The organism is Streptomyces sp. GC420, assembly GCF_009916105.1.
Taxonomy (GTDB): Bacteria; Actinomycetota; Actinomycetes; order Streptomycetales; family Streptomycetaceae; genus Streptomyces.
In genome coordinates this window covers 1-17,202 of the sequence record NZ_JAAAXQ010000155.1, presented here as the reverse complement: position 1 = coordinate 17,202, position 17,202 = coordinate 1, and the positions used below count along the sequence as shown (strand labels likewise).

Genomic DNA, 17,202 nt, shown 5'->3' with positions numbered 1-17,202 from the left:
ACCGCATGCTGGTCGAGGGCTCGTGGCACCGCGGCCGGGTCGTGCTCGCCGGCGACGCCGCCCACTGCTGCCCGCCCACCCTCGCCCAGGGCGCCGCCATGTCCCTGGAGGACGCATGGGTGCTCGCACAGATGCTGGCCGGCACCGACGACTGGGACGACGCGCTGCTCCAGGCGTACTACGAGCGGCGGATCAGCCGAGTCCGGCCGGTGGTGGACGCGTCCGTGCAGATAGGCCGGTGGCAGCTCGACGGTGTGCGCGACGCCGACGTGCCCGGCCTGATGGCACGCACCATGACGATGCTCAGGGAACTGCCGTGAGCGACCACCCCGCGCCCGGCCACCACTCCTCGCCGGGCCACCACCCGTCACCCGGCCACCGCCCCTCGCCGGACGCCGGCGCACACACCACCCCGACCGTCGACGTGCACGCCCATGTCCTCCTCCCCGAGGTCGACGCCCTCGTGGCCGGTCTGCCGGGCCACGAGGAGGCCGGGGTGCTCGACGCCCGCCGAAACGGCCCCGCGGCCCTCGCCGTCAGCGGGCCGATGGTGCGCGAGCGCATCCCGAGGCTGACCGACGTGACCGTGCGCCTGGCCGCGATGGACGCCCAGGGGGTGGACGTCCAGCTGGTCAGCCCCTCCCCCTCGCACTACCACTACTGGGCGGGCGAGGAGACGGCCGAGAAGGTGTACCGGCTCGCCAACGAGGCGACGGCCGCGCACTGTTCGGCCGCCCCCGACCGGCTGCGCGGACTCGGACTCGTCCCGCTCCAGCATCCGGGCCAGGCGGTACGCGCCCTCGGCCACGCCCTGGAACAGGGTCTGCTCGGCGTGGAGATCTCCAGCCACGCCCCGGGACGGGAGCTGTCCGACCCGTCGTACGAGCCGTTCTGGACCCGGGCGGAGGAGAGCGGTGCGCTGCTGTTCCTGCATCCCTTCGGGTGCACGCTCGACGAGCGGCTGGACCGGTGGTACCTGTCCAACACCGTCGGGCAGCCCACGGAGAACGCCGTCGCACTCTCGCATCTGATCTTCTCCGGGGTCCTGGACCGCCACCCCGGCCTGAAGCTGATCGCCGCGCACGGCGGCGGTTACCTGCCCACCCACATCGGCCGCTCCGACCACGCCTGGGCCACCCGCTCCGACGCGGGCGCCGGCTGCGCACACCTCCCCAGCAGCTACCTCGGGCGGCTGTACTTCGACTCCCTCGTCCACGACCCGCACGTCCTACGGGACCTGATCCGGGTCGCCGGGGCCGACCGCGTCCTCCTCGGCTCCGACTTCCCGTTCGACATGGGCACCGAGGACCCGCTCGGTGCCCTCCGCTCCGCACGGCTGTCCGAGGCCGACTTCGACGCCGTACGCGGCGGCAACGCGGCGACTCTCCTGAAGGAAGGACCGACACCATGAGCGCACGCCTGCTCACCCACCTGAGGCACGTCGACCTCGCCGTGCCCGACTACGACAGGCAACTCGACTTCTACGCCGGCGTCTGGGGCCTGACCAAGGTCGCCGAGGACTCCGGCATCTCCTTCCTCGCCGCCGAGGGATCGCCCGAGCAGTACGTCGTACGGCTGCGCAAGGCCGGCGAGAAGCGCCTCGACCTCGTCTCGTACGGCGCCGCGAGCCCGGCCGACGTCGACACGCTCGCCGAGCGACTGCTGGCCGGCGGCGTCCGGTTGATCACCCAGCCTGGCAAGGTCGACACCCCGGGCGGCGGCCACGGCTTCCGGTTCTTCGACGTCGACGGGCGCACCATCGAGGTCTCCGCCGACGTGGAGGTGCGGCGGCACCGCAGGATCGAGGAGAAGGAGTCGATCCCGGTCAAGCTGTCCCACGTCGTCCTCAACTCGCCCGACCTCGACCGCACCCGCGAGTGGTACGAGCGCCACCTCGGCTTCCGGCTGTCCGACACGCTCAGCTCGCCGCGCATGGGCGAGGTCATGCACTTCATGCGGATCAGCAGCCGGCACCACTCGATGGCGCTGGCGAAGGGCCCGCACACGTCCCTGCACCACATCTCCTTCGAGATGCGCGGCCTCGACGAGTACATGCGCGGCTCCGGCCGTGTGATGCGCGCCGGCTTCAGGAAGATCTGGGGCCCGGGCCGGCACATGGCGGGTGACAACACCTTCACGTACTTCCTCGACCCGCACGGCAACACCGTCGAGTACACGACGGAACTGGAGGAGCTCGACGAGGACACCTGGCACCCGCACGTCTACGACTTCTCCCGGCCCGAGGTCACCGACCAGTGGGGCACCGCCAACCCCATGAACGAACTGGTCGCCAGGGAGTCCTTCAACGACCCCGACCCCGGCGTGTTCGTCGCCCCGCCCGTCTGAGCCGCCTGCGGCCGGAGCGGCCGCACCCCCTTGAACGACCTCTCCCACCAGGAGCCGCACATGCGCTTCGCCGCCTACGAGCACCAGCACCGCCGCCGAGTGGCCGTCATGGAGGAGGACGGAACGCTCTTCCCCCTCCCCGGCGTCTCCTCGCTCACCACGTTGCTCGCGGAGACCGGCGGCCTGCCCGGACTGCTCGCCGCCGGCGCGGCGGCACTCGACGTGCCGCCCGGCCCGCACGTGTCCCGTGTACGGCTGCTGCCTCCCCTCCAGCCCGCCTCCGTACGGGACTTCGTCACCTTCGAGGAGCACGTCGAGGGGGTCAGGCGATCCGTGGAGGGCACCGGCGGCGTACCCGAGCAGTGGTACGCCGCGCCCACCTTCTACTTCACCAACCCGCACGCGATCTACGGGCCGCACGAGGGCGTACCCGTGCCACCCGGTTCCGCCGTGCTCGACTTCGAGCTCGAAGTGGCCGCCGTCATCGGCCGCGAGGGCCGCGACCTCACCCCCGGGCAGGCCCGCGACCGCATCGTCGGCTACACCGTGTTCAACGACTGGTCGGCCCGCGACCTCCAGTCGGCGGAGATGAAGGTCGGACTCGGCCCGTGCAAGGGCAAGGACACCGCCACCACGCTCGGCCCGTGCCTGGTCACCGCCGACGAACTGGAGCCGTACCGGGACGCCGACGGCTTCCTGCGCCTGGCCCTGACCGCGGAGGTCAACGGCCGGGTCGTCGGCGAGGACCTGCTGTCCAACATGAGCTGGACGTTCGAGGAGATGGCCGCCTACGCCTCGCGCGGCACCCGCGTCGTCCCGGGCGACGTCCTCGGCTCGGGCACCTGCGGCAACGGCGGGTGCCTCGCCGAACTGTGGGGCCGGCGCGGCGAGCGGACCCCGCCGCCGCTCGGGCCCGGCGACGCCGTCAGCCTCACCGTCGAGGGCATCGGCACGCTCACCAGCACCGTGGTGCCGGGGACCGAGCCCGTGCCCCTGCCCGCGGGCCGGCGCCGCGACCGGCAGCGGCCGTGACCGGCCCGCGCACCGGGAGGCTTGCGGGCAGGCTCGTCGTACGCTGGGCGCGAGCGCGGCCACGGTGCGGCCCGCGGCGACCAGGGCCTGCCGCCCGGCACCCCGGGATCCGCGGCGCACGGCCTGGCCCTGGACGCCCTGGGCAGCGGCTTCACCACCGCGTTCCTGGTGTGCGGTGTGGCGGCCCTCGCCGCCGCGGCGCCGACCGCCTTCGGCCTGATCGGGACCCACCGTCCCGCGGAGGACGAGGTGCCCGCGCCCGCGACGCCCGGTCGCGAGGGCGCCCCGGAATCGGCCCTCACCGCGTAGGCGATCCGTCCGCGGAGCTCCCCGGGCGGAGCCGCGCACGCGGCACAGGGGCACCGGCCGTCACGGCCGGTGCCCTGCCGCGTTGCGGGCCGCGGCAGGCCCCGGCCGCGCTCCGGGCGGCGTCCGGCAGCCCGGCCGCGGAAGAAGCTGCCGGGCTGCCGGTGATGCCGAAACGGGGCCTCCAGGAGCAGACCCGTGGTCAGGGGTGGTGGGGGCGACCGGAGTACAAGCAGGGAGCGGCGGACGACTCCGCATCGCTCCAACGGCTGTCCACGGGGACGGACGGCGCCTCGCACGGACAACGCGCCGACGGGCAACGCGATGTGACCGGCCGCCACGGCCAAGGAGGGCTCGCACCCGGGCCGGAGCCCGCTCCGCCCGGCGGTCCGGGGTGGAGCGGGGAAGGGCGCCGGGGAAGGGCACCGTTGCCCTTTTCTGGCCTCAGTAGGGCAGACCCTCCGAAGCCGCGCGCAAGGCCGCGAGGAGGCATGTGACGATCTCGCCGTCCGAAGCCTCGGGGTCGTCCGCGCACCGCCGGGCGAAGTCCTCCGCCCCTGCGCGCAGTGCGCCGTTGACGGTCGCCGCGTGCACCCTCACCCGCAGGTCGTCGGCGTTGCCGCCGGACCGCTGGGCGAGGAGCCTCGCGATGACGGGCAGGGCATCGTCATGCGCCTGGAGCCAGACGGCGCGCAGCGCCGGGTCGGTGGAGGTCATGCGGATCAGGTCGAGAATCGCGGGGGTGAAGGAGGACGGCTCGCCGTTCCGGCAGGATTCCGTGAAGAAGTCCAGCAGGCTCGTCTCCGGTGGCCAGTCGCGCAGGCGGTCCATGGCGAAGTCGAGCCCCGCCGCGAGCAGCGGCAGTACACAGCTTTCCTTGGTGGGGAAATGGCGCCACAGCGTGCGGGCCGAGATACCCACGGCCTGAGCGATCTGCTCCCCGGTCGTGGCCGTGACGCCCTGTGAGGTGAACAGGCGGACGGCCTCACGGGAGATCTCCAGACGGAGGGCCGCCTTGCGCCGTTGAACGAGCGACGGTCTGGCATCCGCTCCCGCCGTCTGACCCTGTTCCGCGGACGGCGCCTCGCGCACCCTCGCTCCACCACCCTCTGTCGCCGGTCCGACGCAGCATAGCGACCGGTCAGAAATGACACATGCAGACGTCTTGTCACTGAGTGACATCCAGCCCTACCGTGCAGTAGGTACCCGCGGGTAACCCCAGCTGCATTTGGCATGCGCGCGCCAAGACTGCCCTGGGAGCGGCGTCGACGGGCACGGTGTGCGACCTGGAGGGCCGTGTGCGGGGTCAGAGCGGCCCCTACGTCCTCGACGGCGCGCCGATCCCGGGGAGCGACCGGAGCGTGCGATCCATCCGTGACCGTCGCCGCCCATCGCCATCGCCGTCGCCGCCGTCACCGCCGCCGAACGGGCGATGGACGCCGTCACGTCCCACGACATCGACAACGATCACTCGAACGACGAGGAGTACACCTTGAGCCGCAGGAGAACCCGTTCCGGTGCCACCGTCACCACCCCCTCGCTCCGGGCCGTCGCGCGTCCGGCGGCACCGGCCGCCCGCCGCGGCTCCCCCGCCGGGCTGCGCCTGCTGGCAGGTGTCGTCGCGGGTACCGTCTGCGTGGGACTGTGCGCGGGGCAGGCCTCCGCGTCCTCGGCGGAACCCGTCGTCTCCCGCGGGGTCACCATCCCCGCGTTCTACAACCCGCCAGCCGAACTGCCCGCCACCAACGGCGCGTTGGTCCGGACCGAGGCCATGCCCCTCGGGCTGAGCATCCCAGGCCTCGACGGCAGGCCGATGCCGGGCACCGCGACCCGCCTGATGTACAGGTCCACCGACTCCGCCGGGCTCCCCGTCGCCGTGACCGGCGCCTACATAGAGCCCTCGGCCGCCTGGAAGGGCACCGGACCGCGCCCCCTGGTCGCGGTGGCCTCGGGCACCATGGGCCAGGGCGACCAGTGCGCGCCGTCCTTCGCGCTGCAGCACCCGCTGACGCTCACCGGTGACACCATGTCAGTGGGCTACGAAGCCCTGTCCATCTACCGGATCCTGGCCACCGGGGCGGCAGTGGTCGTCACCGACTACGTCGGCCTCGGCGCCACGGACCGCCTGCACACCTACGTCAACCGCGTCGACGAAGGGCACGCCCTGCTGGACGCCGCCCGCGCCGCGCGCGCCGTCCCCGGGGCATCGGTCACCGCGGCGTCCCCCACCGGTCTGTACGGCTACAGCCAGGGCGGCGGAGCGAGCGCGGCGGCCGCCGAACTCCAGCCCTCCTACGCACCCGACATCCAGCTCGCCGGAACCTACGCCGGCGCGCCCCCGGCGGACCTGACCTCGGTCATGAAGGGCATCGACGGCAGTGCGCTCGCCGGCGCCCTGGCCTGGTCCGTCAACGGCTTCGCCCAAGCCGACCCCGACCTGCGCGCGGTCGTCGACGCGAACATCAGCGCCACCGGGAAGGCCGCGCTGAAGGACGCGTCCACCATGTGCGTCGGCGACGCCCTCTTCGGCTACGGCTTCGCCAAGAGCAACAAGTGGACCAACGACGGCCGGTCCCTCGGAGACGTCATCGCCGCCGACTCCCGTGCGCAGGCGGCACTCGACAGGCAGCGCATCGGGGCACTCAAGCCCGCCGGCCCGGTGCGTGTGGCCACCGGCACCCAGGACGACATCGTTCCCCACAAGCAGGCCCGGCAACTGGCCGTCGACTGGTGCCGCAAGGGCGGCAACGTCACCTACGACGCCGTCATCCTGCCGAACCTCGGCGACAAGATCCTCACCAACCACCTCGTGCCCCTCATCACCGACCAGGGCGACGCGATCTCCTGGCTGACGGACCGCCTCTCCGGCAAGCCGGCCACTTCCAACTGCTGGACGATGCCGCTCCAGCCCTGACCCGCCACCTCGCACGCGCGGTTCGACCGGAGGCCGTCGCCTCCGGTGGAACCGCGATCCGCCCACCGGCGCCGCACCCGCCCGCTACGGGCCCCGGTCATCGACGGCACCGCGTATCGCGAGCCTGGGCACCTGGGGGTAGCAGGTCAGCTGCAAGAGCCACGGCGGTGGGCTCCACGACGGCCGACGACCCGCCCGAGGTCACCGGGACCGGCCGCCACACTTCGCCGACGCTGTGCGCGGGCACGCCTCATCGCGCCGCCGGGGCTGCCGATGACTTTGTGACCGGTGGCCGGCCGATCCCGTAGAGGGTCGCCGGGTCGACCAGGAGCAGATCGTCAACGGTCGGCCGCGGACTCTGTCAGGTCCGGGTAGAAGCCGTGCAGGGAGAACAGGGCCAGCGTCGTGGCCGTGGTGTCGTACCCCTGGTCGGCGAGCAGGGTGCGGATGCGTTCCAGGCGTTGCAGATCGCCGGTGCCGCGGCGGGCGGCGGTGGCCTTCGCCTCACCGAGGAGGGCGATCCGGGCACGGGGGCCTGCGGGCGCTCGCCCAGGGCAAGGGCGATGACGTCCACCTCGTGCTTGGTACGGGCCGCAGGGTCCGCCACCTCGGTGGCGCCGACCGGGCCGGACAGGCCGCCCGGAAGCAGGGTGTGGGCGTGTCGGCGCACTGCCCCTTCGCCCCTCGGGACGGATCAGCCGCAGGACCCGAGCCGGCCGCGCCGACCCGACGCGTGAACAGCTCGCACGGCTCCGTGCTCAGCGTCAACGTCGGCCGGGCCCGCGCGGTGCCCTACACGGACGCCCCGGGCGGCACGACAGGAATCGACAAGCAGCCGGTGGACGGGCCGGTCCGGGTGGCCCCGGCAGGGCCACCCGGCCACTCGGGCAGCGGAGTCAGCGGTGACTCGGTGTGCGACCTGCGCCTCCACGGCGGCGCCGACCGCGCCGTGTACGCCTTCGCCCGGGAAGACCTGGACGACTGGCAGCGGGAGCTGAACCGGGTGCTGGGCAACGGCTCCTTCGGCGAAAACCTGACCGTCCTTGGCATGGACCTCCGCCACGCCCTGATCGGAGAACGATGGCGGGTCGGCCCCGACACCGTCCTGGAGGTGACCGGCGGACGTATCCCTTGCCGCACCTTCGGCGGCTGGCTCGACGAGAAGGGCTGGGTACGCCGCTGCACTCGCGCCGCGTCCCCCGGAGCAATGCTCCGCGTCATCGATGCGGGCGACATCAGCGCGGGCGATCACATCGCCGTCGTGCACCGCCCGGACCACGACGTGACCGTGTCCCGCCTGTTCCGCGCGGTGACCACTGAACGGGCGATGCTGCCCGACGTACTCGTGGCCGCCCCCTGGATGGAGCGCGAGCAGCTGGAGATCGCCCAGCAGTACACCGCCAAGTACGCCGCAGGCACCGACCGGTAGCCCGCTCCCCCACCCCCGAGCCCCACTGCGACCCGCCGGGATCCGCACGAAGTGGACCCGGCAGCGCTGCCGGGCCGCGTTCTCGGACGCAGGTGGCGTCGAGGACGTATGCCTCCGTGACGACCGCGTGGAGCGCCTGATCGATGCCGCGCCGACGCTCGAGGAGGCTGGGGAAGAAGCTTCCGGCCCGCAGTTCGGGGACGGCGAGTTCCAGGTCGCCGAACTGCGTGGTCACCGTCTTCTCCCGGTGGCCGTTGCGCCAGGTGGCGCGGGGTCGGTCTGTTCGCCCCACTCGGCGCCGATCCTCGCGTGGCCTCGGCCTCGATCAGTTCCCGCAGCAGCCGGACCGCCGGCGGTCTCGGGCACCAGGCCTTCGATTGTGCGGACGGCCACCTCATGGCCCCGGCGGGTCACCGCGCGGGCGGCTCGCTCACTGGCAAGGGCCCCTGATCATGGTCGTTTCCGCGTGCGCCGGCGGCTATGCGGGATCCAGCACGGGCCGCGCGGGGAGCCCGCCGTTCTTCTCGCAGCGCAGTTCCTTGGCCATGGCCAGCGAGACGGAGTGGGCCACGGTCGCGTAGGCGTCCTTCAACGCCTCGACGTCGCCCTCGGGTGGCTTCGGCATACCCCAGCGCATCACGCCGATTCGAATATGGGCCAATCGCGATGAGTCGGACAATCTTTCGCTCCTGCACGCGAACTGGACGTACGCCACGTCCTCCGCCACCAGGGTCTCCTCCCCCATCTTCAGCACGGTGAACTTCGGGGCCACCGGGTCGTCCGTCGGGGCGCCGTCGACCAGCCTCCAGGTGATTCTGAGTTCGAAATCCGGCGTGCCGATGGGCGTGTAGACACGGCAGGCGTCCTCTCTACCGACGGTGGGGGCCGGGAACGCCTCGACCAGGTCCGCCGCGGCCTGCGCGACGGTGTACTCCTCCGCCGACGCCTCGAACCGCGACGACCCCGTGATCACCTTCAGCGCCCGGGACGCGTCGGCGGACACGGCCCTGCCACCGCAGAGTTGTGTCCCCGTAACGACCTTGTAGTCCTTGGGAGTTTTCGGAGTTTCGTCCACGTCTCCGCTCCCTCCACAACCTGTGGCCCCGAGAAGCAACGAGCCGGCCACGGCCGCGGCGGGGAGTCCCCCGCGTACCGACCACCTACGACTGATCACTGTGCGCATCCTTACGTGTCCTCGACCGTCCACCGGCCTCAGCCGGTCTCCGGGGCGTTGCCCTGCTGGTTCTCCCGGTCGTTGCCGACCCCATAGCCGATCAGCATCGATTCGCGCAGGTCCTGCGCGAACACGTCTTTGTCGGCGTCCACACCGTGATACGCCAGGAACTCCTCCATCGGGGACTCGGCCATGCTCTCACCGGCGGAGTAGATCTTCTTCCTCTCCTCGTCGGTGAGCTCCTCCATCTTCTCCTTGTGCTCATCCACCGAGTTGTCCGAGATGTCGCCGATCATCTGGCCTATGACCTGTTCGACAGCACCACTCGCGGTATCGGTCGCCAGCGGGACGAGCACCGCGGCCGTGCCCACGGCCGCGGTCGCGGGCAGGAAGGCGACGCCCGCCGCGACGCCCACCGTGGCCCCGAACTCGACCCAGCCCGACCGCTTGGCGACCGCCTTCTCGTAGTCCTCGTGGGTCTTGAGGTTCGTCGCCTCCACCTGGTCGGCCCGGGACTGGTCGAGCATGCCCTGCACCTCGGCGCCCACGCGCACGGTCGCCCTGGCAGCGCCCTCGTTGACCTTTCCATCCGGGCCCACTGTCCCTTCCAGCACGCTGCGGGTGTAGACCTGCTCCGCGGTCGAGACCGTCGCGTAGGCGTCCGGGTGCTGACCCAGGGTGCTGAGGAAGCTCCGGGCGACACTCCGCCCGTTCCCGTCCGCGGTGTCCGCGAAGTCGATGCGCCCGTCCGGATTCCTGCCCGGCGCGAACACGCTGTCCGGATCGTTCTTGGCCAACGCCCAGTTGATGTCGTCGATGTAGCCGGCACCCATGACGCCCAGGCTGTCGGCCATCGCCTCGTGGTGCTCCTTGAGCAGACCCGGGTCCGCACCGTACTTCTCCATGACCTGCTGCATGACCGCGGCGTTGTCCGCGTCCCGCACCGCCCCGGCGTCCGGGTGCCCTGCCGGGTAGCCGAGGGTCGCCGCCTCCAGGGCGTGGCCGAGGGCGTCGGGCATCTGGTCGAGCGACGCCTCGAGCTCCTTCTGGTCGAGCGAGTTGACGTCGGGGAAGGACTCCCACTCCTCGTTGCCGAAGAAGTCGAGGTAGTTGTCGATCCGCTCGCCGTCCTTGTTCTTGCCGAGGTCGGCCGTGGCGCCGTGGTTGACCGTACCGTCCTCGTTGTACGCGGTCGGGGGGTCGGCGAAGAACTTCTTGGCCGCTTCCGGACTGTTGCCGAGCGCCTCCAGCATGGCGGTGGCCGGGTCGTAGCCGGCCCCGTTCACGCCGGAGGGGTTGAACGGGTTCTTGTACGGACTGTTCACCACCTTGTTGTCGGCGAACATGTCCGAGTCCTTCTGGTGCAGCTGCGCCACGTGTTCGGCGATCGGGTTGAGGAACTTCGCGTCATAGTCCCCGTACCGCATGATCCCGCCGAGCAGCTGGTATCCGAACGGCCCGCCGTAGTCGTGCTTGGCCAGCGGAATGCGCTCCGTACCCAACTTGCGGAGCTCCGGACCCCACTTGTCGGTGAACTCCTTGTCGTGGGATGCGGTGGCCAGGTTGAGGCCCAGGTTCTTCTGGAGCTCCTGGACGTCCTTGAGGCGCTCCGGGTCGACCTTGCCGTACTCGTACGTGTCCGTGGAGAGCTGGCCGAAGAACGCGAGCGACTTCTCGGGGCCGAGCTTCTCGTAGAAGCCCTTGGAGAACTCCACCGACGAACTGTTGTCCTTCAGCAGCTCGTTGAGCTGCTGCAGTTCGGCGTGTGTGATGTCCCGGCCCTTGGCCGCCAGAGCGGCGGCGCGGGCGGCCTCCTCCTGGTCCAGCTTCGTGTAGGTCGGAGCGCTGAAGTCCTTGCGGTCGGTGACGTTGGCCTCGAGGGTGTTCTTGAGGGCGAGGTCGGTGTCGTTGCAGTTGTCGACGATGAGGTCGATCCTCTTCTGCCACGACTCGATGTTCCGCCTCTCCTCGCGTAGAAACTCGCTGTAGTCGGGGTCGTGCCGCGCCGCCTCGTTCTCGGACAACGGGTTCCGCGCAGTGACCTTGCCGTTGCCGTCCACGCGGATGCCGGCCGCGGGCCCTTCGTGGTCCCGGATGTCGACCAGGTCGTCCTTGGCCTTCTTGATGGCCGCGTAGCCCTCTTCCAGGATCAGCTTCACCCCCTTGGCCTCGGCCGCGGCGTCTGCGAACTCCTTGGCCGTCTTGCCGATGAACGCCTTGGTGACCCCTGCGTTGACGCCCTCCCAGGCCGCGCCGTCCGCCTTGGCCTTCATCCCGTCGGCGGCGTCGGTGGCGAGCTTGTCCAGCTTCCCCGCCATCTCCGACCAGTCGTCGGCGGCGGCCTTCAGCTTCGCCACCGGGGCGTCGATTATGTCCTCGTACTTCAGCATGTCGCGCGCTCCCCCGAGCCCTATTTCATGTATTCCGTGAGCACGGATATCCGCGCCAGATCTCCCTCGATCTTCGCCTCGTCCTTGGCATGCTGGGCCTTGCTGTAATCGAGGTGATTCGAAATCTGCGCGCAGGCGTCCAGCAGCGTCTTCAGGTGGGTCTGCCAGAAGTCATGCACCTTCAGCACGGCCGAACCGCTCACGAAGTTCCCGTTGGTCAGCGCCGTCGCCGCGTCGAACGTGGAGGGACGGGCGATGTCGCCCTCCTTCGCCAGCCGTCCCAGCAGGTCGTACGCGTCATTGCCGATAGCGCCGAGGTCGTCCCGATTGACCACCAGGTCGTTCCCGCCACCACCTCCTCCGCCGCCGTCGGCCGGAATGCTGTTGGTCTGCATGGCAGTCCGCTCGGCCGCCGCCGCGCGCAGTTCGGCCCATTCCTGCTCGAACGTCATGAATTCCCCCAAGTCCATCCGGGCAGGCCACTCCACCGAATTCGCGCGGCCACCGACCTGATCACCTGTCTCTTGTATCATCACCCGCCCACCGGGCGGCCGGTAGTTGATTCCCCGAAGCCCGGACGACAACGATCGAAATCCGTCAGGGTCATTCTGCCCGGCAGCCATCGCGTGCGGGCAACCGGATGCCTCCACCTGCGGGAACTGTTCATCACCGGCTCGGCGCTTCCGCCCGAGGGCCGACACGTCCGGTCACGCTGCCGTAATGACGGATGCGATGCTGCGGTGCCGGGCGGCGCCGTGTTCGAAATCGGGTACGCGTGACGTGCCCTCGCGCAGGTCGTCCAGGAAATGCCGGTAGGCGTGGGCAACGGCGTAGGCCGGCGCGTCGGTTCGGGGTTCCAGTTACGGGACGCGAACGTACGATTCCGGCACCGTCAGGGGAGCGAGTCCGGTGGACGTTCCGCGGCCGTCCGACGCACCGCATCCCACGTGCTCATCCCTGCCCCCCGCATACCTCGGCACTCCCTACGACACAGGGCGGAGCCGAGCGCAATGAGCACACGTCAACCCGAGGCTTGTCGCCGTATGGCTCGAGCCCAAACGAGCATCACGACCGACAGCCTGCGCTTGCTCCTTGGCGACCGCGCCCGCGGTGCGCGGGCCACTGCGCGTTCAAGCCGGTCGACGAGGAGGCCGAGAAGGCCGACCGGACTCAACCGGCGGCATCCGTCGATGCCTCAAATATGTAGATCGCCACACCGTCTGGTGAGTGCGACTCTCAAGGCTCTCGGCAGCAACCGGACCGCGGTCTACACCAGGAATAGGCCCGAGGTCATTCCCCTCTGGTCGGAGGGCAGGCCATAGGGACGCTCATCCCCAGTGTTCCTCCTGGTAGCGCAGGAGGTTATCGCCGTGGAGTTGCTTGGTGGCGTTGCCGACCCGGACCCAGAAGTCGGTGGCGCCGTTGCCGCCCTTGGCGGGCTTGGCGAACACCGGCTTACCTGCCGCGGCAACGCTGATCTGGCAGACGACGTTGCCGGAAATCTCGGGGAAGCGTATGCGGACGGTGGTCGCTGTCGGGGTCGACAGGCTGCTGTCGAGGAGTTGGCGTACGAAGAGCTCATACCCGTCGACGCTGGCCGACGACTCCAGAGTGGTGAGGTCGTTCTCGATGCCGAGGACGGTTCCGTCGTCGGCGACACCGATGAACAGGTTCCCGCCCTCGCCGTTCAGGAAGCCGCAGACGGCCTTGACGATGTTGTGCCGTAGGGACTTGTCGGCCTGCCGTGTGTGCACGTTCCAGCGGGCGCTGGCCTTGAACTCGGTGCCCTGGGACTCGCCAGCGGCGATCATGTCGGCCGGGGTGGTTGGGACGTACGCAGGGCGTTCCCCCGTGAGGGTTTCGAACGCTTCCCGCACGACCTTGGCGATTAGCTGGCGCCGCCGTTCCAGGAAGGTGAAATAGTCGAGTTGTTCCCAGCCGACCGGGAGCGCGTGCCACCGTACCTGCCGCTCGAGCACCTCCGGGGCCATCGCGTCCGCGATTCTCGGCCAGTAGTCATGTGGTGCGTCGGTGTTGACCGGCTCGTCTGCCGGCCACGTCACGTAGGCCATGTTGGCGATGGCATTGACTTGGCGCCGGTCGGTGATACCCAGTACGGCGAGCGCCTTGCGGTGGAACAGGTTGTCCCGGTCGACAGCCTTGGCGGGTTGGACTGAGGGGTCAAGCAGATCACGGATTCGTTGGCCGCCGAAGAGCATTTCGGCGTCGAGGATGTTGAGCGCCGCCTGGTAGGCGAACAGCACCGGTGAACGCGGCGAGGACGTGTCCAGCCGGTTCGGCAGGGAGATGTCCCAGTAGTCGCCGGTGAAGTTCGCTGCGATGATCCGGTCGAGTTCCGCGGTGAAGGCTCGGCCGTCACCTGGCGGCAGACTGCCGATCCGTCCCAGGTCGAACTCCATCTGTGACTCTGGCGAGTTGGAGTACCGACCGGTGGTGTGCGCCATGAAGAACCACCGTCCGATCACGGGACGGAGTTCATCAACCGTCAGTCCGAAGTCGTGGCGTCCGATCAGCCAGATCGTGTAGCTGTACAGCAGGGCGTTGTCGGAGGTGATCATCTTGCGACTGCGGAAGCCGGCCGCCGTGACGCACTGGAAGAACTCGTGCCAGCTGGTCAGGTCCAAGACCTTCGTGTGTGCTTGGGCGAGCCGGTCGAACTGCTCCTGCCGTCGAGCGGCGGTGACCTTGCCGGTTTCAAGGTCCTTTCCTCGTAGGACGCTGTAGACGTGCTGGAGCCGGGCGCGCCGGAAGGCAACAGCGACCGCTACGCGCAGCAGTTGGTCCGGGCTGGGGTCCAGAAAGGCGTTTCGAGGGCTCGGACCGGGGAGTCCTGCGACCACCGCGCCGCGGCTGAAGTCTTCGAGCTGGCGGCGGCCCTTCTCCCAATGCACTGACATCAGGGTAAGGATGAAGTCGGACTGGTTGAGCTTCACGCCTTCGGAGTTGATGCGCACGAAGATGTCGGCGACCTGCTCCTCGTTGGCCGAAGCACCCAGCTCCACAACCTGGAAGCGGAACTCGTGCAGGTCCCGGACCCTGTCTACGCGTTCTTCGAGCTCATCCTTGGCAGCGTGCGACAAGGGCTGGCCGCTGGCCTGTTCGAGCCGTTGGAAGAACTGCCGGACGGTGGGCTTGTAACCACCTTGGGCCCAGAGCGCAGTGATGTCCGGAATGAAGTGGGCGTCACGCTCGATCGCCGCGTCCGTGACCTCGAACGTCTGGTCCTCCGGGTGGAACGCGATGCGAACGTTGATCTCGTCGAAAGACTTAGTGACGATCTTGCGCCCAGTGAGGACAGCGAACAGGGCGGTGAGCCGCTGCTGCCCGTCAACGACCAACAGCTGAGGTGCCCGATCGCCGGCTTCCGTTCCGATCTGCCGCGTCCCCACCTCAGCGCCGGTCTCCCAGAACATCAGGGTGCCGATCGGGTAGCCCCGATACATCGAGTCGAAGAGATCGCGCGTCTTCGCCGCAGACCAGACGAACGGGCGTTGAATGTCTGGTAATCCGATACGACCGCCTTCGATGTTCTCGATCAGATGCCGGAGCGTGTAACCAGTGTCGCGATACAAAGTGGGTGGCACAGCCGAGAGCTCCTAACGTCCCCGACGGCAACTGGTCGGCGGAAGCGGTCATGGCGTGGGAACAGCATCAGGTTAGCCTGCGTCACCCTGACCGAGCAGCATCGCTTCGGACCGGTGCTGATGCGGCTGGCCAACTCGCTCGCCTACGGGGGGATGCTGCAGGGCGGCAAACAGACCGCGGCACCGAGACCTCTTGACGCCCCCGGGATCGTCATCGTCGACACCGACGGGCTGCACCGAGCTGGCCAGCCCGCACCTGACCGGTCGTCGCAGCGGCTGGTGGCCGGCCAGGGACTGATCACCAACGGCCACTTGTCCAGACCCGGCTCTACGTCATCGACAGCTGGGAGCGAATCCGGGCCGCAAAGGACGACAGATCCTTCACCCACCTCGCCTCGTTGGCAGGCACTCCCGGAGTACGGAGGCTGCGGGCGAGCCACCTGATCACTCCGCCGCACGAGTACGAGCGCGAGCTCGGCGTGTTCGGGAACGCGCTCGCCGACGTCCTGGCCCGGCATCGAGGTGACGGGCATCGACGACGAACTGACCTTCTACAGCACGTGCGAAGACGAGATCCGGGCGGCCCGGAGTTCGGTCTGGCTGTGGGCATGGGTCTTGAACCGGGTGCGCAGCATCCTGCCGCTGCTGCGCGAGGCGGTCGGACGCGGCGTGCGCGTGACCGTCTTCATCCGCGACGGCACGGACCAGGCCTAATGAGAGCGGGCTGCTCGACGTCAGCGACAGGCCGCACGACTTCCTGGAAGCAGACGTGGCCGAAGAAGACCTGTGGGACGAGTGGTTCAAGCCTTACACGGACGTCGAGTCCCGGGACACGCCCCACGGGTTCCGCTGCTGACGTTCGCCCGAACCCAAGCCATTGCCGGAACGGGCGTCCCGTCTGCTCGACTGGGCGCCCGCCCACGAGGTCCGGCCCGGCATCAAATCCCAAGCCGCCTACGAGGAATCAGGGCACACCCCGCTCAGACCGTCTTGTCAGGGCCGAGGCGGTCGCGTACGCCGCAGTCGGTGACGAGGAGCGCTACGGCCTCCATGGTCGTCTAGGCCGGGAGCCAGCCGAGTCGGCAGGGTGCGGTGGGTGTCGGTCACCTCACTCTCGGGACGTCATTTCCGCGCCGAGCGGACTCGCTGCTCCGTCTCGCGAAGGCATACACATCAAGCCGCTGAACGAACAGATCAAAAGAACGGGATCAGTCTGCCCGGCGGAATGCATGGAGCCAGCGCCGCTTTCGGAACCTCATTTCGTCCTCAGCGACGAACGCCGTGCTCGCCCTGCGGGACCACCTGCTGGCCGCCGAGGTCACACTCGTCGTGATCGAGGCGACGTCGGGCTACTGGAAGCCGTTCTACTACCTGCTGACCGAGGAGTTGAACGTGATCCTGGTCAACGCCCGGCAGGTCAAGAACCTGCCCGGCCGCAAGACGGACGTCTCCGATGCGGCCTGGCTGGCCCAGCTCGGCGCCCACGGCCTGGTCCGGGCCTCGTTCGTGCCGCCGCAGCCCATCCGCGAGCTGCGGGATCTCACCCGGGCCCGCACCCAGATGACCCGCGAGCGCGGGCAGATCGTGCAGCGGCTGGAGAAGCTGCTGGAGGACACCGGCATCAAGCTCGCCGCGGTCGCCTCCGACATCATGGGCGTCTCCGGCCGGGCCATGCTGGAGGCCCTCATCGACGGGGAACACGACCCGCAGATCCTCGCGGAGATGGCCAAGCGCAAGCTCCGCAGCAAGATCCCCGAACTCACCGAGGCCCGGACCGGCCGCTTCCGTGACCACCACGCGTTCCTGACGAGGCTGTATCTGGACCAGTACGACCAGCTCGCCGGCGCCATCAGGCAACTCGACGAGCGGATCGAGGAGGCGATGGCCCCCCCTTTCGGCCCGCCCTCGACCTGCTCGACACCATCCCCGGCATCAACCAGGCCACAGCCGAAGTGATCATTGCAGAGACCGGCGGGGACATGGCCCGGTTCGCCTCCGCCAAGCAC

13 protein-coding genes and 3 pseudogenes are annotated in these 17,202 nt (G+C 69.6%); 9 read left to right on the top strand and 7 right to left on the bottom strand.

What is annotated here, in order from left to right; all coding sequences use genetic code 11:
- The 5 genes from GUY61_RS19900 to GUY61_RS19880 all read left to right on the top strand — a co-directional run.
- Positions 1-320 (top strand): FAD-dependent monooxygenase (locus GUY61_RS19900; protein ID WP_208106210.1); only part of this gene is annotated, 320 nt, incomplete at its 5' end.
- Between the two features lie 104 nt (positions 321-424).
- Positions 425-1,411 carry an amidohydrolase family protein gene (locus tag GUY61_RS19895; protein ID WP_313896748.1) on the top strand — a complete coding sequence of 329 codons (987 nt, stop codon included), beginning with the start codon at positions 425-427 and terminating at the stop codon, positions 1,409-1,411.
- Positions 1,408-2,346 carry a VOC family protein gene (locus tag GUY61_RS19890; protein WP_166631555.1) on the top strand — a complete coding sequence of 313 codons (939 nt, stop codon included), beginning with the start codon at positions 1,408-1,410 and terminating at the stop codon, positions 2,344-2,346. Before GUY61_RS19895 ends, GUY61_RS19890 begins: the two co-directional genes overlap by 4 nt.
- 60 nt (positions 2,347-2,406) lie before the next feature.
- Positions 2,407-3,378 (top strand): fumarylacetoacetate hydrolase family protein, encoded by a 972-nt coding sequence (locus GUY61_RS19885; RefSeq protein WP_166631554.1) that lies wholly within the window; start codon positions 2,407-2,409, stop codon positions 3,376-3,378.
- 21 nt (positions 3,379-3,399) lie between these two features.
- A complete protein-coding gene (locus GUY61_RS19880) occupies positions 3,400-3,687 on the top strand; it encodes a hypothetical protein (RefSeq protein WP_166631548.1) in 288 nt (95 codons plus the stop codon).
- A 441-nt stretch (positions 3,688-4,128) separates the two neighbouring features.
- Here the strand turns inward: GUY61_RS19880 and GUY61_RS19875 are convergent, their stop codons facing one another.
- Positions 4,129-4,776, bottom strand: a complete 648-nt coding sequence (locus GUY61_RS19875; protein ID WP_313896746.1) for a TetR/AcrR family transcriptional regulator — start codon at positions 4,774-4,776, stop codon at positions 4,129-4,131.
- A 400-nt stretch (positions 4,777-5,176) separates the two neighbouring features.
- Between GUY61_RS19875 and GUY61_RS19870 the strand changes: the two genes are divergently transcribed.
- Positions 5,177-6,598: a lipase family protein gene (locus GUY61_RS19870; RefSeq protein WP_166631558.1), complete on the top strand. Its 1,422-nt coding sequence runs from the start codon at positions 5,177-5,179 to the stop codon at positions 6,596-6,598.
- A 250-nt stretch (positions 6,599-6,848) separates the two neighbouring features.
- Here GUY61_RS19870 and GUY61_RS40305 read toward each other — a convergent pair.
- Positions 6,849-7,265 (bottom strand): annotated as a pseudogene (locus tag GUY61_RS40305) (hypothetical protein); the annotation flags it as partial.
- A gap of 66 nt (positions 7,266-7,331) precedes the next feature.
- Between GUY61_RS40305 and GUY61_RS19860 the strand changes: the two are divergent.
- Positions 7,332-8,027 carry an MOSC domain-containing protein gene (locus tag GUY61_RS19860; protein ID WP_166631552.1) on the top strand — a complete coding sequence of 232 codons (696 nt, stop codon included), beginning with the start codon at positions 7,332-7,334 and terminating at the stop codon, positions 8,025-8,027.
- Between the two features lie 103 nt (positions 8,028-8,130).
- On the opposite strand, the pseudogene GUY61_RS19855 reads toward GUY61_RS19860, so the two are convergent.
- The 5 genes and pseudogenes from GUY61_RS19855 to GUY61_RS19830 all read right to left on the bottom strand — a co-directional run.
- Positions 8,131-8,425 (bottom strand): annotated as a pseudogene (locus GUY61_RS19855) (transposase); the annotation flags it as partial.
- 80 nt (positions 8,426-8,505) lie between these two features.
- On the bottom strand, positions 8,506-9,102 hold the full coding sequence (locus tag GUY61_RS19850; RefSeq protein ID WP_313896745.1) for a hypothetical protein: 597 nt from the start codon (positions 9,100-9,102) through the stop codon (positions 8,506-8,508).
- Positions 9,103-9,239: 137 nt separating this feature from the next.
- A complete protein-coding gene (locus GUY61_RS19845) occupies positions 9,240-11,591 on the bottom strand; it encodes a DUF6571 family protein (RefSeq protein ID WP_166631551.1) in 2,352 nt (783 codons plus the stop codon).
- A gap of 20 nt (positions 11,592-11,611) precedes the next feature.
- Positions 11,612-12,043: a hypothetical protein gene (locus tag GUY61_RS19840; protein ID WP_166631550.1), complete on the bottom strand. Its 432-nt coding sequence runs from the start codon at positions 12,041-12,043 to the stop codon at positions 11,612-11,614.
- An 876-nt stretch (positions 12,044-12,919) separates the two neighbouring features.
- Complete coding sequence (locus GUY61_RS19830; protein WP_166631549.1) at positions 12,920-15,196, bottom strand: DUF262 domain-containing protein; 2,277 nt, start codon at positions 15,194-15,196, stop codon at positions 12,920-12,922.
- Positions 15,197-15,718: 522 nt separating this feature from the next.
- On the opposite strand from GUY61_RS19830, the gene GUY61_RS40300 reads away from it, so the two are divergent.
- Positions 15,719-15,910, top strand: a complete 192-nt coding sequence (locus GUY61_RS40300; protein ID WP_243766593.1) for a hypothetical protein — start codon at positions 15,719-15,721, stop codon at positions 15,908-15,910.
- A 552-nt stretch (positions 15,911-16,462) separates the two neighbouring features.
- Positions 16,463-17,202, top strand: a pseudogene (locus GUY61_RS19820) (IS110 family transposase); the annotation flags it as partial.

Coding starts and splice junctions, on each gene's coding strand:
- GUY61_RS19890 (WP_166631555.1), top strand. CDS start 1,408: ATGAGCGCACGCCTGCTCACCCACCTGAGGCACGTCGACCTCGCCGTG.
- GUY61_RS19885 (WP_166631554.1), top strand. CDS start 2,407: ATGCGCTTCGCCGCCTACGAGCACCAGCACCGCCGCCGAGTGGCCGTC.
- GUY61_RS19845 (WP_166631551.1), bottom strand. CDS start 11,591: ATGCTGAAGTACGAGGACATAATCGACGCCCCGGTGGCGAAGCTGAAG.
- GUY61_RS19840 (WP_166631550.1), bottom strand. CDS start 12,043: ATGACGTTCGAGCAGGAATGGGCCGAACTGCGCGCGGCGGCGGCCGAG.